Origin of the sequence: Rahnella sp. BCC 1045 (assembly GCF_019049615.1) — a bacterium.
Classification (GTDB): domain Bacteria; phylum Pseudomonadota; class Gammaproteobacteria; order Enterobacterales; family Enterobacteriaceae; genus Rahnella; species Rahnella contaminans.
This window is the reverse complement of the sequence record NZ_JAFMOZ010000101.1, coordinates 21,764-38,729: the sequence shown is the minus strand read 5'-3', so window position 1 is coordinate 38,729 and position 16,966 is coordinate 21,764. Positions and strand designations below refer to the sequence as shown.

The following is a 16,966-nucleotide window of genomic DNA, read 5'->3' as shown; positions in this document are numbered from 1 at the left end:
GGGCGCGATTTTCATCGCGCCCTTTAATGTTTCTGAAATCAACAATTTGTTACTGGCCGGAACCGAACATGTCCTTGATCCAACCGGCAACACCGTTGCTGTCTTTCTTCTCGTCCTGCGCCTGAGGTTGCTGGCCCTGAGGCTGTTGTTGTTGCTGCTGTTGCTGTTGAATCTGCTGCTGTTGTTGCTGCTGAACGGCAGAAACAGAAGCCTGGCACATCGCATCCGGTGAATCCGTCCACACCGGAATGGAACGCACGGTGCCACCGCCCAACATACCGCCGCCGCCACACACAAAGTTACCCGCGCCGTCGATATTCATCGGGCTGATACCTTCCGGCATTTGCAGATCCAGCGGCTGAGGCGTGCCGTTTTCCAGATAGCGGCCATACAGCACCAGTGCACCGGTCGAACCCCACAGCTTAGACGGGCCGTTGTTATCGCGGCCAACCCAGGTGATTGCGACCTGATTGCCGTCGATACCGGCAAACCAGCTGTCACGCAGTTCGTTCGATGTCCCGGTTTTCGCGGCCAGATGCAGTTTCGGGAATTTGTTCGCCAGCGCACGCGATGTCCCTTCCTGAACCACCTGCTGCATTGCGTACAATGTCAGATAAGCGGCCTGAGCAGGGATCACACGTACTGCCTGCGGGAAGCTCTGGTACAAGACCGTGCCGTCTTCCGCAATCACCGAACGCACCGCCGACAGTGGCGCTTTGTTACCGCCGCTGGCAATGGTCTGGTATTCCTGCGCCACTTCCATCGGCGTCAGCGCGATTGCACCGAGCAACATCGACGGCGTCTGGTTCAGGGATTCTTTCGGGATCCCCAAATCAATCAGCGTTTTGGTGATATTGTCGAGACCCACCGCCATACCGAGGTTAACCGTCGGGACGTTCATGGAACGCGCCAGCGCATCGACCAGCAGAACCTGACCGCGGAACTGATGATCATCGTTTTTCGGCGACCAGATCTGACCGTTCGCCAGTTTCAGGTTCAGCGGCTGGTCAGCAAGAATGGTATTCAGACGGTATTTATCCGGCTGCGACAGCGCAGTCAGATAGGTCGCTGGTTTAGCCAGAGAACCGACCTGACGGCGCGCCTGCATGGCGCGGTTGAAACCGGCAAACTGCGTTTCCGCCCCGCCGACCATCGCACGCACTTCGCCGGTATAACGGTCAACAATCACCATCGCGGTTTCGATGTCGTTCAGGCCGCTTTTCTTGCGAAGTAACGGAATGCCTTCCTCAACTGCTTTTTCCGCCGCATCCTGAGAAATCGGATCCAGCGTGGTGAAGATTTTCACCCCGGACATGTCCTGAACTTTATCGCCCAGTTTGGCCTGCAATTCCTGACGCACCATCTGCATGAACGCAGGCTGCGGTGAAATCACCCCGCCTTTGGGCTGTACGCCCAGCGGACGCGCGCTCAGCATGTCATACAATTCCTGATCGATAACTTTCTGATCGACCAGCAAACGCAGCACCAGATTACGACGTTGCAACGCCATCGCCGGGTTACGCCACGGGTTATACAGCGATGCGCCTTTCACCATACCGACCAGCAATGCCTGCTGATCGAGGCTCAGTTCGTTCACCGGACGGCCAAAGTAGTACAGGCTCGCCAGCGGGAAACCGCGGATCTGATCCGAACCGCTCTGGCCGAGATATACTTCGTTCAGATACAGCTCAAGGATGCGATCTTTGCTGTAATCGGCGTCGAGCAAGACCGCCATCACCGCTTCACGCGCCTTACGGCTCAGCGAGCGTTCGTTGGTCAGGAACAGGTTTTTGACCAACTGCTGGGTCAGCGTAGAACCGCCCTGAACCGCATGACCGGCTGTCAGGTTCGCCACCACCGCACGGCCGATGGAATAGAAGTTAATCCCGTCGTGCTCGTAGAAATGGCGGTCTTCCGTTGCCAGCAAGGTATCAACCAGTAAGTCCGGGAAGCCGGAACGCGGCACGAACAGGCGTTGTTCGCCGTTAGCATTGGACGCCTGCAACATGGTGATCAAACGCGGATCCAGGCGGAACAGCCCGAAATCACGCTGATTATCCAGGTTTTTAATTTCTGACAGACTGTTGCCGTCAAACATCAGACGCGCGTTAACCTGCCCTTCTTTGCCTTCCGGGAAATCGAACGGACGGCGCAGTAAATCAATATAATTTGCGTGAACGGTAAATTCGCCCGGACGGGTGATGCGCGTCACTTCGCGATATTGCGTGCCTTCCAGCAGCCCGACCATTTCAGCTTTGCTGATGGACATATCCGGCTCAAGGTTCACCTGACGACCATAAACGGCCGCCGGTAATTGCCAGACTTTACCGCCGTCGATGCGGCTGTGGATTTCACGGTTCAGATAGACCGCGTAAATGCCCAGCAGAATGGCAAAGACGATGAACAGCTTGACCAGCAGCCAGAAAATACGGCGTTTCAGGCTCTTCTTGCCGCCTTTTTTCGCTTTACGCGGCGGTGCTTTGCGGCTCATGCGAGATCCCCGTTCTTCTTCGTAATCATCTTCATCCTCATACTCGTCATCGAGTTCCTCTTCTTCGTATTCGTCGTAGTCGTCATCCCGACGGCTGCGGCGAACCGGACGAGTCCGCGCAGGCTTGCGCCCGGCGGGTTTACCTTTACGGCCAATTGGCTCGCGATCATCGCCAGACATCAGTCATTCTCCCCACGTACTGCTGTGTTCGTCATAAAGTTATTCTGCATAATGATTCTGTTTAGCTGAGTCATTTTCATATTCGATTCAAACGGATACTTTTTTATCCCGCAACGCGGGCAGCAAGGCGCTTACTCTGTGCCCGGCTTTGGTTAACTTCCAGAAGAAAGGTCTGAAAAAAAGCGACCTTTCCTGAACAATTTCGTCGCCACGCTTATTGCGCGGAATACTTCTTCGTTCGCCGCGTCGGCGCTGCTTCAGCCGGGTTGTCAGGCCACGGATGTTTCGGGTAGCGCCCTTTCATTTCTTTCTGCACTTCGCGGTACGAGCCCTGCCAGAACGCCGCGAGATCGGCGGTAATTTGCAAAGGCCGCTGCGCCGGAGACAGCAATTCCAGCACCACGGTCACGCGCCCTTCGGCAAGTTCAGGGCTGCGTTCTTCGCCAAACATTTCCTGCATCCGCACCGAAAGCGCCGGTGGCTGGTCTGCATGATAGCGGATCGGCAGGCGACTGCCAGTCGGGACGGTGTAATGCGTCGGTAAAGCGGCGTCAAGACGCTGACGCTGTTTCCAGTCACAAAGCCTTAATAAGGCATCATACAAATCAACCTGTTGCAGCGATTTTAACGAACGCACGCCCTGTAAAGAAGGCTGTAACCAGCTTTCCAGCCCGCCGAGCAGGGCCTCGTCGTCCATCGCTGGCCAGTCATCTTCCGGCAACCATTTGGCCGCACAGGTCAGGCGCAGGCGCAATTGTTCGGCGGCCACCGACCAGGTCAGCGCCTGCAAACCCTGCGTGCGGATCCAGTCGATCAGCGCCTGTTGCAGCTCGCCATCTTCCGGCTTCGCCAGCGGATTCGCTTTCAGCACCAGACGCCCGATTTGCCAGCGCCGCCACGCGCGCAGCGTACCTTTTTCTTCATCCCATTCGACCGCCGTCTGCTCTTTCACGACGTCCGGCAACCGCGCAGGCAGTTGTGTGATATCGAGCGAAATCGCCAGCAAAATTCGGGCGTCCGGGCTGTTGTTGCCCTGTAATAATTGCGGCGCAACCAGCCACGGCGCGCGGGTTAATCCGTCGTCCTGTGGCAAAGACGCGCCCAGCCCGTTCGCCAGCAGATAACGGCCATCTTCGCCGCGCCGCTGGGCGATACGGTCGCTGAAGGCCCGCGCCAGCAGCCACGGCGCGAGCGAGGCATCCGCGTCACCGCTTTTCGCACCGGTACGCTGCACCAGCTGTTTTGCCCGCCGCTGCCAGTTGCCCTGCGGACGGCTGAACCAGTAATCAATATCCGGCAATCCGCCGCGTGGTGGTTCTTCGAGCATGGCCGCCAGCAGCGCCGCCGTCGCCAGCGCGTCCGGGCTTTGCTGCGCCGAAGAAATCAACATCGCTGCCAGCCGTGGCTCGCAGCCGAGTTGCGCCATGCGCTGTCCGGCAGCGGTAAGTTTGCCCTGCGCGTCGGTCGCGCCAAGCTGATGTAAAAGGTGTTTTGCCGCCGACAACGCCGCCGCGGGCGGTGCATCGAGCCACTGAAGCTGGGCCGGATCCTGACATCCCCACTGCAACAGCTCCAGCCAGAAACTGCTCAGATCGCTTTGCAGGATTTCCGCTTCGGCCTGCGCACTGGCGCGTTCCCCCTGCTCTTTGCTGAACAGATGCCAGCACAATCCCGGCTCCAGACGCCCTGCGCGGCCTGCGCGCTGGGTCATCGACGCCTGACTGATACGCTGCGTAACGAGACGCGTCAGGCCGCTGCGCGGGTCAAACTGCGCGCTGCGCTCCAGACCGCTGTCGACCACCAGCCGGATACCTTCAATGGTCAGGCTGGTTTCCGCAATATTGGTCGCCAGCACGATTTTGCGACGTCCGGCGGGTGAAGGCTGAATGGCTTTTTGCTGCTGTTCTAAAGAGAGCGCGCCGTACAGCGGGCAGAGATCGACATCGTCTGCCACCTTGCCCGAAAGCAGATTTTGCACGCGGGTAATTTCGGAAACGCCGGGCAAAAACAGCAGCATCGAGCCGTGATTTTCACTCATCAGGCGGCTGACCACGCGGGAAACGCCTTCGTCCAGCCTTTCGTGAGTGGCGAGGGAAAGATACTGACGGTCAACCGGAAAACTGCGGCCTTCGGAGACGATCACCGGCGCATCAGGCAGCAGCGGCGATAAACGCAGATTGTCGAGCGTCGCGGACATGATCAGCAGTTTCAGATCATCGCGCAGCGCATTTTGTACATCGAGCAGCAGCGCCAGCGCCAGATCGGCCTGCAAACTGCGCTCATGGAATTCATCGAGGATCACCAGCGAAACACCGGTCAGTTCAGGATCTGCCTGCACCATGCGGGTGAGAATGCCTTCGGTCACGACTTCAAGCCGCGTCGCCGCGCTGGTTTTGCTTTCCGCGCGCATACGGTAACCGACAGTCTGCCCCGGCGTTTCGCCCAACTGCTGCGCCAGACGGAAAGCGACATTTTTTGCCGCCAGACGACGCGGTTCCAGCAACAGGATTTTCCCCGGCAGATTGCCCTGTTGGAGCAATTGCAACGGCAGCCAGGTCGATTTACCGGCACCGGTCGGCGCGAGCAGTAACACTTGTGGTGCCTGCTTAAGGGCGATTAAAAGCGGTTCAAGTACGGCGCTGACCGGCAAAGAAGACAATGAATTCTCCATGAGAGTTAACTTTAAACGGCGGGCATTGTAGCATTTAGCGCCAGATCCGGTATGTCGTGATTTTTTTAAACCAGGAATGAATATGTCTGCCGAGCGCCGCTTGTTTTTCGCCTTAGCGTTACCTGCAAAGTTACAAAAGCAGGTCATCAAATGGCGTGCCGATAACTTTCCGCAGGATACCGGCCGCCCCGTCGCGGCGGCGAACCTGCACATTACGCTGGCGTTTCTGGGCGAAATCAGTGAACTCAAAGCGGATGCGCTGACCCGCATCGCCGGGCGCATTCAGGCGCATAAATTCAGCCTGAGTCTGGACGATATCGGCCACTGGCCGGGTTCCGGCGTGGTCTGGATAGGCACGAAGCGCGCGCCCAATGCGCTGCTGCAACTGGCTTCGGTGCTGCGCTCTCACGCCGCGCGTAACGGCTGCCATCAGAGTACGCTGCCGTTTCATCCGCACGTGTCGTTGTACCGCAGCGCCACGCGGCCGGTGGCGATCCCACCCGCCACCCCCAACTGGCAACTGGACGCCGAAGGATTCAGTCTTTACGAATCGACTTACGAACGCGGGCGTACCCGTTACCGCTGCCTGCAAAGCTGGCCTCTGGCTGACATTCCGGCCATCTGAACCTCTTTCATACGGAAACTCTCATGCATTTCGAGCCAGCGCTTCAACCCGCTACCCTGATCAAACGTTACAAACGTTTTCTCGCTGACGTCATCACCCCCGATGGCCGTGAACTTACGCTGCACTGCGCCAACACCGGCGCAATGACCGGTTGCGCTACGCCGGGCGATACCGTCTGGTATTCCACCTCAGATAACGCCAAACGTAAATATGCCCACAGCTGGGAGCTGACCGAAACGCAGCGACATCACTGGATTTGCGTGAATACGCTGCGGGCAAATCAGCTGGTGCGCGAGGCAATAGAAGCCGGTCGCATACCGGAATTATCCGGTTACAGTAATTTATCGGCGGAAGTAAAATACGGCACCGAAAATAGCCGTATAGACTTGATGTTACAGGCAGAAAATCAACCTGACTGCTATATTGAAGTGAAATCTGTCACGCTGCTGCACGAAGGTCAGGGATTCTTCCCGGATGCAGTCACGCTGCGCGGCCAGAAGCATTTGCGCGAGTTACAGTCGATGGCAGAACAGGGGCAGCGAGCAGTACTTTTCTTCGCTGTTTTACATTCAGGCATTGAAAGCGTGTCTGCTGCACACCATATTGATCCCCGTTACACAGAATTGCTGACGCAGGTTCAGAAAAATGGTGTAGAAGTGATGTGCTACGGTGCCGCACTTTCTGCTGAGGGTATCCGCCTCACAGAACGTTTACCGCTGGTCACGAAATCGCTAAACGGATAAACCCAGTTCGGATAACCCTGTTATTAGCCGTCGGCGGCATAAAAAACAGGTCGCGAATACGCTTTTCCTCACAGGCTTGTCAAGCACCTGTCAGGAATAATTGCCAACCTCGTTGCCTTCTGTTATTTATAGCGGCCTGATTTTTTCCCCCGTTGGGGATCGAAATGTTCGAAGCCTCTCATTTGCAGACAATCTGTAAACGTTAAGGTGGATGAACATAGTGCGTGTTATGTAGGAGAAGCATCATGCAAGAAGGCCAAACCCGTAAGACGTCGTCCTTGAGCATTCTCGCTATCGCTGGGGTGCAGCCGTATCAAGAGAAGCCGGGCGAAGAGTACATGAACGACGCTCAGCTGGCTCACTTCAAAAAGATTCTTGAAGCATGGCGCAATCAGCTCAGGGATGAAGTAGATCGTACCGTTACACACATGCAGGATGAAGCTGCAAACTTCCCTGATCCGGTCGACCGTGCCGCTCAGGAAGAAGAATTCAGCCTCGAACTGCGTAACCGTGACCGTGAACGTAAGCTGATCAAAAAGATTGAAAAAACACTGAAAAAAGTGGAAGACGAGGATTTCGGTTATTGCGATTCCTGTGGCGTTGAGATTGGCATCCGCCGTCTTGAAGCACGTCCGACCGCTGACTTGTGTATCGACTGTAAGACTCTGGCAGAAATCCGCGAAAAGCAGATGGCTGGCTAAGTCCCGGGTTCCACGCGGTGCGTCATGCACCGCGTTCCCTTTAAAAGCACGACCCCATTCTTATGCCACAAAATCAATATACGGGCCGTTTCGCGCCTTCACCTTCCGGTGACCTCCATTTCGGTTCGCTGATTGCCGCACTCGGCAGTTATCTGCATGCCCGCGCCCAAAACGGCCAGTGGCTGGTTCGCATTGACGATATCGATCCGCCGCGTGAAATTCCTGGTTCTGCTGACCGCATTCTGGCCACGCTTGAACGCTATGGTCTGGAATGGGACGGTGACGTCGTCTGGCAATCCAAACGTCATGACGCCTACCGCGAAGTGCTGGACTGGCTGTATCAGCAACAAAAAAGCTATTACTGCACCTGTACCCGCCAGCGCATTACGCAAAGCGGCGGCTTTTACGACGGTCACTGCCGAGGCCTGAATTTAGGTGCAGAAAACGCGGCAATTCGCCTGCATCAGACCTTACCGGTTTATGGTTTTGATGATGATTTTCAGGGGCATTTACAGGCCGAAAGCCAGCTGGCCGAAGAAGATTTTATTATCCGCCGCCGCGACGGGCTGTTTGCCTACAATCTGGCGGTGGTCGTTGATGACCATTTTCAGGGCGTGAATCATATTGTGCGCGGAGCCGATCTCATCGAGCCGACCGTGCGCCAGATTTCGCTTTACCGGCATCTGGGCTATCCGCAACCGGGATATCTGCATTTGCCGCTGGCACTGAATGAAAATGGCGACAAGCTTTCCAAACAAAATCATGCACCGGCGCTGCCTGAAGGCGATCCGCGGCCGGTAATCATTAACGCACTGAAATTTTTAGGCCAAACGCTGCCGGAAAACTGGCAGGATTACACTTTGCCTTTATTATTACGCTGGGCGACAACGCACTGGACGCCCTCTGAGATACCGCGTCAGGGCGCTTAATCACCGCTGAACTGACATCGGCATTCTCAAAGAGGCTATCGTGAGCTATGATTAGCCGCTGTTTTTGCGTCACGCCAATTTTTTCAGTCACTATCGAGGTGTACCATTTTTACCCGAGTAGCCAATTTTTGCCGTAAGGTGCTGGTCCGTGAAGATAAAGTCGTTCGTGAAGAAAAGGCTGTTCATGACGAAGCCGCACTTCATGGAGAAGTTAATCGTGAGGACAATTCCCGTCGCGATCCGTCTCCTGTGGCTGAAAACACTGTGAAGGCAAACCATCCTGAACGTCGTGACAACGAGCAACGCCGCGAAAACCGTGGCCGTCGGGATGACAACGCAAACCGGGGCGACCGTCGTAATAACAACAACCGTCGCTCAGCGCCTTATCAGCCGCGTGGCGAACGTAACGACAATCGCGGTGAACGTACCGACAACCGTGGCGAACGCAGCGAACAGCGTGCTCCGCGTACCGAGCACGTCCAGAAACCGCGCCCGTCATTTGATTACGCGGGCGAAACCCGTGCGATGACCATCATTCCCCGTGATGAGCATAATATTTCCCGCCGTGACATCAGCGAAAACGCCCTGAAAGTTCTGTACCGACTGAACAAGTCTGGCTATGAAGCCTTCCTGGTGGGCGGTGGCGTGCGCGATTTGCTGCTGGATAAAAAGCCAAAAGATTTCGATATCACGACCAATGCAACGCCTGACCAGGTGCGCAAACTTTTCCGTAACTGCCGTCTGGTTGGCCGCCGTTTCCGTCTGGCCCATGTGATGTTCGGCCCGGAAATCATCGAGGTCGCCACGTTCCGTGGTCACCACGAACAGTACGAAGAAACCGACGATAAAAACGTTTCCCAGCAGGCCCAGAACGGCATGCTGCTGCGCGATAACATCTTCGGCACGATTGAAGACGATGCTCAGCGCCGCGACTTCACCATCAACAGCCTGTATTACGGCGTGGCTGATTTCACCGTCCGCGATTACACCGGCGGCCTGCGTGATCTGGAAAACGGCATCATCCGCCTGATTGGTGATCCGGAAACCCGCTACCGCGAAGACCCGGTGCGTATGCTGCGTGCGGTGCGTTTCGCTGCAAAACTCGACATGAAGATCAGCCCGGAAACCGCTGAGCCGATCCCACGTCTGGCGACCCTGTTACAGGAAATTCCGCCTGCGCGTCTGTTTGAAGAATCGCTGAAGTTGCTGCAAGCCGGCTACGGTTATGCCACGTACAAAAAACTGTGTGAATACCAGCTGTTCCAGCCACTGTTCCCGCTGATTGCCCGCCAGTTTACTGAGCATGGCGACAGCCCGATGGAACATATTCTGTTGCAGGTTCTGAAAAATACCGACTACCGTTTGCAAAACGATCAGCGCGTCAATCCGGCGTTCCTGTTTGCGGCAATGTTGTGGTATCCGGTGATTGAACATGCACAGAAACTGGCGCAGGAAGGCGGTCTGACGTATTACGACGCCTTCGCGCTGGCCATGAACGACGTGCTCGACGAACAATGTCGCACGCTGGCAATTCCAAAACGTATTACCACGCTGGTGCGTGACATCTGGGCATTGCAGCTGCGTCTGTCCCGCCGTCAGGGCAAACGTGCGCACAAGCTGATGGAACATCCTAAGTTCCGCGCCGCTTACGATTTACTGGTTCTGCGCGCTGAAGTTGAACAGCATCGCGAACTGCAAAGTCTGGCGCAGTGGTGGGGTGAATTCCAGGAAGCCACACCGGCCTCGCAGAAAGCCATGCTCGGTACGCTCGGTGACGACGCAACGCCTGCGCGCCGCGCACGGACACGTCGTCCGCGTAAACGCGCTCCCCGCAAGGACGGCGGTCAATGATCCGCGTTTACCTGGCTCTGGGAAGCAATCTCTCACGACCTCTCGACCAGGTAAATTGCGCGCTGGAGGCGCTGGCACATTTGCCGCGCACCCGTTTTGTCGCTGTCTCTCCGTTTTACCGCAGCAAACCGCTGGGGCCACAGGATCAGCCTGATTATCTGAACGCCGTAGTGTCGCTCGATACGTTGTTACCACCGGAAGAGCTGCTCGATTGCACGCAAGCCATCGAGCAAAATCAGGGACGTGTCCGCAAAGCCGAACGCTGGGGTCCGCGGACATTAGATCTGGATATGCTGTGTTATGGCGATCGGGTGATCGACACTGAACGTCTGACTGTGCCGCATTACCATATGAAAAACCGCGAGTTTATGCTTTACCCGCTGGCGGATCTGGCACCGGATCTGGTGTTCCCGGATGGCGAAACGTTGCAAAGCGTATTGGATCGCGTTCCGCGGAATGGCCTGAAAAAATGGTAAGCCGCTCAGTGACTTACCCGCACCTGTAATCCCCCTTCTGCTTTGTTCTGGTACTCCACCCGCAAGTGATGTAACTGTGCGATCCTCTGTACGATCGAAATACCCAGACCGCTGCCGGTTTGCTCCTGACCCGGTGGCCGGTAAAAGCGTTCGCCCAGCCGCGCCAGATGTTCTTCCGAGATCCCCGGCCCTTGATCTTCTACCGTTAATCCCTGCGCATTCAGCGTGACCGACACAGTGGTTCCCGCCGGAGAATAACGAATCGCGTTATCCAGCAGATTACGCACCATCAGCGAAAGGAGAAGAGATTGCCCGCGCATTTCCGGCGGCGTTCCCTGCTCTTCAAAACGTAATTCGATGCCTTTGCTGTGCGCGCGATAATCCTGCTCAGCCAGATTTTGTGCCAGCAGCGAAGGCCAGTCGATGATCTCCAGTTCTTCAGGTTCTGAAAAACTTTCCAGCCGCGAAAGCGTCAGCAGCTGATCCACCAGCCGCGTGGCGCGATCGATACTGGTGGTCAGGTTTTCCAGCGCATGTTCACGCATTTCAGTGTCGTCACCGGACAGCTGTACCACTTCGGTTTGCACGCGCAATGCCGCCAGCGGGCTGCGTAATTCATGCGCGGCATCGGAAGTAAACCGGCGTTCGCGGACCAGCATTTCACTGGTACGGTCGAACAGAGAATTCAGCGCGTTTGCCAGCGGAAGGACTTCACCGGGCAGACGGTCTGTGACAATCGGCGTGGCATCTTCCGGCGATCGCTGACGCAGCCCCTCTGCCACCCGGCGTAGCGGGCGGAGTTCCAGCGTCACCATCACAATCAGCGCCAGCAGCAATACCGGCAATGAAGCCAGCCACGGCGTCAGTTGCCCGCTGACTAAACTCCAGGCCATATCATTGCGGTAGTCGTATTCCTGCCCGACGGCCACGCGATATTGCCCGTCCGGCGACGTCAGCCAGACCATACGCCAGTCGTCGTGGTCGCCTTTAATCTCGTCATCTTTAAAGCCCTGCGTGTTGCCGTCGAAGCGGATACGTTTGCCGTTTTCGCCGTCGTTGAGCAGCATGTCGCCCTGCTGATTGAAAATCGCAAACGTCAGCGCATCGTCATCGGTGTGGCCGCGCGAGCCTTTTCGTACCATCTTTTTGGTGTCCGGCAGCTCGGCGTCTTTTTGCATATTCAACCGGTCGCCCAGCCCGGTAGCGGCCAGACGTTTGGCAAACAACATCTGTTGGGTATCAAACACTTCGTTGATGTGTTTGCGGGTCTGGTGCCACGCCACGCCACTGGCAATCAGCCACGTCAGTAGTGCCAGCACGGTAAACAGCAGGATCAGCCGGAGGCGCAAACTCAGGTTTTTCAGCTCCTTCACGCGTTCTCCCCGGATGAAACATCGCCCAGCGTATATCCCACGCCGTGAACGGTGCGGATGAAGCTTTTGCCGAGTTTGCTGCGAAGATGGTGGATATGCACTTCAACCGCGTTGCTGCTGACTTCATCGTCCCAGTTGTACAGTTTTTCCTGAATCAGGGTGCGCGCCAGTACGCGGCCTTTGTGATTGAGGAACAGTTCCAGCACCGCAACTTCACGCGGCGTGAGCGTGACGGTTTCGCCGTTGAGGGATACGCTGCGGGCGGCCGGATCGAATTCCACTGCGCCGTGCGTCACTTTCGGCGTAACCACGCCATGACGGCGGCGGATCAGCGCCTGTAAACGCGCGGCCACTTCCACCAGCGCAAACGGCTTACACAGATAATCATCCGCACCGGCCTGCAATCCGCCGACGCGCTGTTCAAGCGCATCGCGCGCCGTGAGGATGAGTACCGGCGTGTCGAGACCGGCCTTGCGCCATTCACGCAGCAGCTCCATGCCGTCCATTCCTGGCAGGCTTAAATCGAGGATCACCGCATCGTAAGGCGCGCTGTCGAGCGCGGCCTTACCGGTCAGCCCGTCGGTAAACCAGTCGAGCGTAAACCCCAGTTTTGTCAGCCCGGCTTTGATGCCGTCGCCAATCATTTTGTCGTCTTCAACCAATAGAATTCGCATGGTTCCCTCCGTTTTTTTCATTATAGGCGAAGCTTCTTAATCACTTCTTAAGACCTGAATCATAGAGTCCGTTGCTGATCTTGCTGTCTGCATTTCGGCTCATACAGTAGAATACTGGCATCATATTCATCCGATGAATTATTCAAAGGAAAGTGTTCATGAAACCAACAACGCTGAGCCAGCTTCGCCAATGGAAGCAGGAAAAACACAAATTTGCGACCATTACCGCGTATGACGCCAGTTTCGCGCAATTGTTTGCCGAACAGGGTATCAGCGTGATGCTGATCGGTGACTCACTGGGCATGGTCGTTCAGGGGCAGGATTCCACCCTGCCGGTGACGGTTGAGGAAATTGCTTACCACACGCGCTGCGTGCGCCGTGGCGCGCCTCAGGCTTTATTGCTGGCAGACCTGCCGTTCATGAGTTACGCCACACCGGAACAGGCGTTTGAAAGCGCGGCAATCCTGATGCGTGCCGGCGGCAATATGGTGAAACTCGAAGGCGGCAGCTGGCTGTGCGATACAGTTAAAATGCTGACCGAGCGCGCCGTGCCAGTGTGCGGCCATCTCGGGCTGACGCCGCAATCCGTGAACATTTTTGGTGGTTACAAAGTGCAGGGGCGCGACGAAGTGGCCGCAAACCAGCTCATCAAAGATGCGATGATGCTCGAAGAAGCCGGGGCGCAGCTGCTGGTGCTGGAATGTGTACCCGTTGAACTGGCGCGCCGCGTGACCGAAGAACTGAGCATCCCGGTGATCGGCATTGGTGCCGGTAACGTGACCGACGGACAGATTCTGGTGATGCATGACGCGTTCGGCATTACCGGCGGCCATACGCCAAAATTTGCCAAAGACTTCCTCACAGAAGCGGGCGATATCCGCAGCGCGGTACGTTTGTATGTCGATCAGGTCGCGCAGGGCGTGTATCCGGGCGAAGAGCATTCCTTTAAATAATCGGGAGAAGAAGTGTGCTGATAATTGACAGCGTGGCGCTGCTGCGTCGCGAGATCCGTGATTTTCGTAAAAATAACAAACGCATCGCGCTGGTGCCGACAATGGGCAACCTGCACGAAGGCCATATGACGCTGGTGGAAGAAGCCAAAGCGCGTGGCGACGTGGTGGTGGTGAGTATTTTCGTCAACCCGATGCAGTTTGAGCGAGCGGATGATCTTGAACGTTATCCGCGCACGTTGCAGGAAGACTGCGAAAAGCTGAACAAGCGCGGCGTGGATCTGGTATTTGCTCCGTCTCCGGCGGAGGTTTATCCGAAAGGCCTGACAACGCAGACGCAGGTCGATGTACCGGTGATTTCCACCATTCTGGAAGGCGCGAGCCGTCCGGGGCATTTCCGTGGTGTATCGACGATTGTCAGCAAATTGTTCAATCTGGTGCAGCCGCAGGTAGCCTGTTTCGGCCAGAAAGACTTCCAGCAACTGGCGCTGCTGCGCACGATGGTTGAAGACATGGGCTACGACATTGAAATTATTGGCGTACCGATTGTCCGCGCCAAAGACGGTCTGGCACTGAGTTCGCGCAATGGTTATCTGACCCCGGAAGAGCGTAAAATAGCGCCACAGCTGAACAAGATCATGACCGCGCTGGCGGAGCGTCTAAGCCAGGGCGAGCGTCACGTTGAAGAGATGTTGCAGGAAACCGCGCAACATCTGCGTGAAGCCGGATTTACGCCAGATGAGTTGTTTATTCGTGATGCCAAAACCTTGCAGGAATTGTCCGTCGACAGCACCTCTGCGGTGATCCTGATGGCGGCATGGTTAGGAAAAGCCCGGCTGATTGATAATCAAGAGGTTGATCTGACGCAGTAGACAGCGCAGCTCAAATCGGCAACTATGTTGGCCGCCGGAAATATCGGAATTTTATTATCTCCGCCCGGTGGGTTCCCTGATTTTTTACGCAAGTAAGGTATATGTGATGATCCGCACTATGCTGCAAGGCAAACTGCACCGGGTTCACGTGACTCAGGCAGATTTGCACTACGAAGGTTCCTGCGCCATCGACCAGGACTTTCTCGATGCTTCAGGCATTTTAGAATACGAAGCGATTGATATTTATAACGTTGATAACGGTCAGCGTTTCTCAACTTACGCCATCGCGGCAGAGCGCGGTTCGCGTATTATTTCGGTTAACGGCGCTGCGGCGCGCTGCGCCTGTGTCGGCGATCTGCTGATCATCTGCTCTTACGTGCAGATGTCTGACGCTGATGCCCGCCAGCACAAACCGAAAGTGGCTTATTTTGAAGGTGAGAACCAGCTGAAACGCACCGCGAAAGCCGTGCCGGTTCAGGTGGCTTGATTCTCTGAGCAACACATAAAGAATTATAAAAAATCTGAATCCCCCCAATCATTCGAGTTGCATCACAAAAGGCTTTAGCCTTTTGAACAGCGCTTGCGCTGGCCCCTATGGGGCGAGGCTCTGCCGAGTAACGCGGCAATTGAGTGAATCCCCGGGAGCATACATAAGTATGTGACCGGGGTTCACGAGGGCAGCCAACGCAGAGGCGGCCCGAAAGATGAAGGGGATTAACTTCTCAGACCGCGTCCGCGTTCAATCAGATACCACGCCAGCAGATAAAATACCGCGATAAACGCCACCAGCACGCTCATCGTGAAGATCAGCGGAACGTCACTGACGCCAAGGAATCCGTAGCGGAAACCGCTGATCATGTAGACGATCGGGTTCAGCTTGGAAATCGCCTGCCAGATTGGTGGCAGCAACGACAGCGAGTAAAACACGCCGCCCAGATACGTCAGCGGAGTCAGCACGAACGTCGGGATCAGGCTGATATCATCAAACGTGGTGGCAAACACCGCATTCAGCAAACCGCCCAGCGAGAACAGGATCGCGGTCAGCAGCAGTGTCAGCGCAATCACCCACCAGGAATGGATCACCAGCGGCACGAAGAACAACGAAATCGCCGTGACCAGAATCCCCACGCAAATCCCACGCGCCACGCCACCGCCGACATAACCGGCGATCACCACGTGCGTTGGCACCGGTGCAACCAGCAGCTCTTCAATATTGCGCTGGAATTTCGCGCTGAAGAAAGACGAAGCCACGTTAGCGTAAGAGTTGGTGATTACCGCCATCATGATCAGGCCCGGCACGATGAACTGCATGTAAGTAAAACCATGCATGCTGCCGATTTGCGAACCGATCAGATTGCCGAAAATGATGAAATAAAGTGTCATGGTGATCACCGGTGGAACCAGCGTTTGGATCCAGATCCGGCCAAACCGGTTGATCTCTTTCATCCAGATACTTTTGAGTGCTACCCAATACAGTTGCGACATTATTTCTTTTCCCCGCTGCCGTTCACCAGCGTGACAAACAGCTCTTCCAGACGGTTAGCTTTGTTACGCATACTTAATACCTGTACGCCCTGCTTGCTCAGCTGGCTGAACAGGGAATTCAGGCCTTGTTCACGCATGACTTCAACTTCCAGCGTCGACGTATCTGTCAGCTGGCTGCGGTAGCCTTCAAGTACCGGCAGCGGGCTTTTCGCCCCTAAATCCAGAATGAAGGTTTCGGATTTGAGCTTGGACAACAGCGCTTTCATGCTGGTGTTTTCCACCAGTTCACCGCCCTGAATGATGCCGATATTGCGGCACAGCATTTCGGCTTCTTCCAGATAATGCGTGGTCAGAATAATGGTCGTGCCCTGTGCATTCAGCTCTTTCAGGAAGCCCCACATCGAGCGACGTAGTTCGATATCTACCCCGGCGGTCGGTTCGTCGAGGATCAGCAGTTTCGGTTCATGCATCAGCGCGCGGGCAATCATCAGACGACGCTTCATGCCACCTGAAAGCATGCGGGAACGCTCATTACGCTTGCCCCAAAGATCCAGTTGGGTCAGATATTTTTCGGCACGTTGAAGCGCCAGCGGACGCGGCACGCCGTAGTAACCGGCCTGGTTGACGACAACCTGCATCACGGTTTCAAACGGATTGAAGTTGAATTCCTGCGGCACCAGCCCGAGCTGACGCTTGGCGTTGACGATATCTTTGTCGATGTCGTAACCGAACACCTGAACTTTACCGGCAGTTTTGTTCACCAGTGAGCTGATGATGCCGATGGTCGTCGATTTACCCGCACCGTTCGGCCCCAGCAGGGCATAAAAATCGCCGGCTTCGACGCGCAGATCGATACCGCGCAAAGCCTGTACACCACCGGCGTAAGTTTTGGTTAACTTTTCCAGTTCCAATGCATAATTCATAAAGGAAGCGTACCTTGTTGTG

At 55.8% G+C, this 16,966-nt stretch carries 15 protein-coding genes; 9 read left to right on the top strand and 6 right to left on the bottom strand.

Annotated features, from left to right (window positions below):
* Positions 1 to 49: 49 nt before the first annotated feature.
* Both mrcB and hrpB read right to left on the bottom strand, forming a co-directional pair.
* Positions 50 to 2,671, bottom strand: coding sequence for a bifunctional glycosyl transferase/transpeptidase (gene mrcB / locus J1782_RS04690; RefSeq protein ID WP_217152538.1), 2,622 nt, complete (start codon positions 2,669 to 2,671; stop codon positions 50 to 52).
* A gap of 214 nt (positions 2,672 to 2,885) precedes the next feature.
* Positions 2,886 to 5,330: an ATP-dependent helicase HrpB gene (gene hrpB, locus J1782_RS04685; protein WP_217152542.1), complete on the bottom strand. Its 2,445-nt coding sequence runs from the start codon at positions 5,328 to 5,330 to the stop codon at positions 2,886 to 2,888.
* 94 nt (positions 5,331 to 5,424) lie between these two features.
* On the opposite strand from hrpB, the gene thpR reads away from it, so the two are divergent.
* From thpR to folK, 6 genes are all read left to right on the top strand, one after another.
* Positions 5,425 to 5,967 carry an RNA 2',3'-cyclic phosphodiesterase gene (gene thpR, locus J1782_RS04680; protein ID WP_217152537.1) on the top strand — a complete coding sequence of 181 codons (543 nt, stop codon included), beginning with the start codon at positions 5,425 to 5,427 and terminating at the stop codon, positions 5,965 to 5,967.
* Positions 5,968 to 5,990: 23 nt separating this feature from the next.
* Positions 5,991 to 6,710 carry a DNA/RNA nuclease SfsA gene (sfsA, locus tag J1782_RS04675; RefSeq protein ID WP_217152536.1) on the top strand — a complete coding sequence of 240 codons (720 nt, stop codon included), beginning with the start codon at positions 5,991 to 5,993 and terminating at the stop codon, positions 6,708 to 6,710.
* Positions 6,711 to 6,955: 245 nt separating this feature from the next.
* Positions 6,956 to 7,411, top strand: coding sequence for an RNA polymerase-binding protein DksA (gene dksA / locus J1782_RS04670; RefSeq protein ID WP_095924702.1), 456 nt, complete (start codon positions 6,956 to 6,958; stop codon positions 7,409 to 7,411).
* Between the two features lie 62 nt (positions 7,412 to 7,473).
* The gene (gene gluQRS / locus J1782_RS04665) at positions 7,474 to 8,340 is read left to right on the top strand and encodes a tRNA glutamyl-Q(34) synthetase GluQRS (protein ID WP_217152535.1); all 867 of its coding nucleotides are present in this window, start codon (positions 7,474 to 7,476) and stop codon (positions 8,338 to 8,340) included.
* Positions 8,341 to 8,865: 525 nt separating this feature from the next.
* Entirely contained in the window at positions 8,866 to 10,191 is a 1,326-nt protein-coding gene (gene pcnB, locus J1782_RS04660; RefSeq protein ID WP_204902605.1) for a polynucleotide adenylyltransferase PcnB, read from the top strand.
* The gene (gene folK, locus J1782_RS04655; RefSeq protein WP_217152534.1) at positions 10,188 to 10,667 is read left to right on the top strand and encodes a 2-amino-4-hydroxy-6-hydroxymethyldihydropteridine diphosphokinase; all 480 of its coding nucleotides are present in this window, start codon (positions 10,188 to 10,190) and stop codon (positions 10,665 to 10,667) included. The genes pcnB and folK overlap by 4 nt, the downstream gene beginning before the upstream one ends.
* 5 nt (positions 10,668 to 10,672) lie before the next feature.
* Here the strand turns inward: folK and qseC are convergent, their stop codons facing one another.
* Together qseC and qseB are read right to left on the bottom strand one after the other, a co-directional pair.
* A complete protein-coding gene (gene qseC, locus J1782_RS04650) occupies positions 10,673 to 12,031 on the bottom strand; it encodes a quorum sensing histidine kinase QseC (RefSeq protein WP_217152541.1) in 1,359 nt (452 codons plus the stop codon).
* A gap of 5 nt (positions 12,032 to 12,036) precedes the next feature.
* Complete coding sequence (qseB, locus tag J1782_RS04645) at positions 12,037 to 12,714, bottom strand: quorum sensing response regulator transcription factor QseB (RefSeq protein ID WP_152327655.1); 678 nt, start codon at positions 12,712 to 12,714, stop codon at positions 12,037 to 12,039.
* Between the two features lie 158 nt (positions 12,715 to 12,872).
* Here qseB and panB point away from each other — a divergent pair, with 158 nt between their 5' ends.
* From panB to panD, 3 genes are all read left to right on the top strand, one after another.
* Positions 12,873 to 13,667, top strand: coding sequence for a 3-methyl-2-oxobutanoate hydroxymethyltransferase (gene panB, locus J1782_RS04640; protein WP_152327654.1), 795 nt, complete (start codon positions 12,873 to 12,875; stop codon positions 13,665 to 13,667).
* A 14-nt stretch (positions 13,668 to 13,681) separates the two neighbouring features.
* Positions 13,682 to 14,536 (top strand): pantoate--beta-alanine ligase, encoded by an 855-nt coding sequence (gene panC / locus J1782_RS04635; protein ID WP_217152533.1) that lies wholly within the window; start codon positions 13,682 to 13,684, stop codon positions 14,534 to 14,536.
* 106 nt (positions 14,537 to 14,642) lie between these two features.
* Positions 14,643 to 15,023: an aspartate 1-decarboxylase gene (panD, locus tag J1782_RS04630; protein ID WP_101075221.1), complete on the top strand. Its 381-nt coding sequence runs from the start codon at positions 14,643 to 14,645 to the stop codon at positions 15,021 to 15,023.
* A 227-nt stretch (positions 15,024 to 15,250) separates the two neighbouring features.
* Here the strand turns inward: panD and J1782_RS04625 are convergent, their stop codons facing one another.
* Complete coding sequence (locus J1782_RS04625; RefSeq protein WP_152327652.1) at positions 15,251 to 16,021, bottom strand: ABC transporter permease; 771 nt, start codon at positions 16,019 to 16,021, stop codon at positions 15,251 to 15,253.
* Entirely contained in the window at positions 16,021 to 16,944 is a 924-nt protein-coding gene (locus tag J1782_RS04620) for an ABC transporter ATP-binding protein (protein ID WP_152327651.1), read from the bottom strand. Before J1782_RS04620 ends, J1782_RS04625 begins: the two co-directional genes overlap by 1 nt.
* Positions 16,945 to 16,966 lie beyond the last annotated feature (22 nt).